We start from the raw sequence: 1,438 nt of genomic DNA, 5'->3' as shown, positions 1-1,438 counted from the left end.
CACTCAACCTGGTCACCGAGTGTCTGCGAAATCCTGAATGGGAGAAGTAGTGAGCGTTTTCAGCGTTGCCTCTCCAGGGTGAGGGCAGCTCTGGCGATGGCGGCCATGAGGTGGGGACTCGCGCTCCGCGGAAGATCTGCCGGGACTCCATGCGAGCGACTCCGCGTTCGACGAGTGCCCGGGCCGCGGACAGGCCCCGGTTGACGGCCCGCTCGGCAGGGGGAAGTTCGTCGCTCGGCAGGCGGCGCTTCGCAGCGGTGACCCAGTCCCCGGCTCCGATGTCGGCCATGTTCGCGAGGACCGGGACGCCGCGCCGAAAGCGCCCAATGCGCCCTGTTCTCACCGCGACTCACGCCCCATGCCCAAGCGGCACGTCCACAGCGCGGGCAAGTCACCGGCCTGCCCTGGCCTCCGAACTGCACGGGGTGGCCGATCACCGATGGAGACGACTTCTTGTGCCCTGCCCCTCACCCGCTGGACCGAAAGGTCCCAACCATCTGATCTCGGCCGACTCTCGCAGGCTTCGCCGTACCGCTGCGAGGCGTGTGGCGGTGGTGCGAGGCTCGGACGGCGATCGGCGGAACAGCCGCCGGCCTCTGAGGAAGGAGCGGTGAGGTGGACGGGCTCGACAGGACGCGCGGCGTGCGGCTGAGGCGGTCGGCGGCCGCAATGGCGTTGTCAGGGATGCTGGCCGGCTGCGGGCTGGGCGAGCCGAAGCAGACCTACGAGCAGGCGTACGAGGCGATGCGTCCGGATGCCATGGCGGCGATGAAGGAGGCGTGGCCGGGTGTGGAGATGGAGAAGGACTCCGGTGGCACTGAAGAGTGCGGAGGGCTGGACATCAGCGCGGACAAGGATGCGAGCAAGCTGTCGGCGCACGTGACTTATCGGGGGAATATCCGGCCGGGGGACGAGCGCAGCCTTGCGGAGTTGGCGCGAGCGGCCGGGAAGCGACTGATAGAGCGCGGGTGGCACAGTGACGTCGAGGGGAGAATACCGGACGAGGAGGGCCTGAAAATTTCGGTGAAATCCTCTAGCAGAGTGAGATTGCAGATGGAGAAGCCCGGGGTTCATGGCTGGGTCGTCGTGTTGTTGCACGCGGACGAGCCGAATGATTACGGTGTTTCGATGTCCGTGTCCACGAAGTGCCTGCGAAACCCCGCATGGGGAAACGGGGAGGAGAGGTGATGGCCCAGCCTGCGGGAGGCCCGACCTCGCCGCGCACCGGCGGTCACTAGTTCGTTTTGTCGACCTCCTTCAAGGCCAGCGCAGCGGATTTCTGTTCCAAGGAGGCGGCCGCTACTCGGAGCTTGGCCGTGTGCACCCGGAGTTCACCCCGTATGCGGGTCGCGGTGGGGCCCTGCCACCGATCCGCTGACGAAGGCTTCTCGTCTTTGGCGATTCGGGTGGCCTCCTCCAAGAGCCCTCCGACGTCGTC

At 66.8% G+C, this 1,438-nt stretch carries 2 protein-coding genes; one reads left to right on the top strand and one right to left on the bottom strand.

Going from position 1 to position 1,438, the window contains the following annotated elements; genetic code table 11:
- Positions 1–615 precede the first annotated feature (615 nt).
- Positions 616–1,188, top strand: coding sequence for a hypothetical protein (locus ACFV9O_RS40075; RefSeq protein WP_381771449.1), 573 nt, complete (start codon positions 616–618; stop codon positions 1,186–1,188).
- 46 nt (positions 1,189–1,234) lie between these two features.
- On the opposite strand, the gene ACFV9O_RS40070 is transcribed toward ACFV9O_RS40075, so the two are convergent.
- Positions 1,235–1,438 (bottom strand): hypothetical protein (locus ACFV9O_RS40070; protein WP_385427957.1); only part of this gene is annotated, 204 nt, incomplete at its 5' end.

Origin of the sequence: Streptomyces sp. NPDC059909 (assembly GCF_042730885.1) — a bacterium.
In the GTDB taxonomy this organism is placed as follows: domain Bacteria; phylum Actinomycetota; class Actinomycetes; order Streptomycetales; family Streptomycetaceae; genus Streptomyces.
Note: the sequence above shows the minus strand (reverse complement) of the source record. Positions and strands in the feature narration are given on the sequence as shown.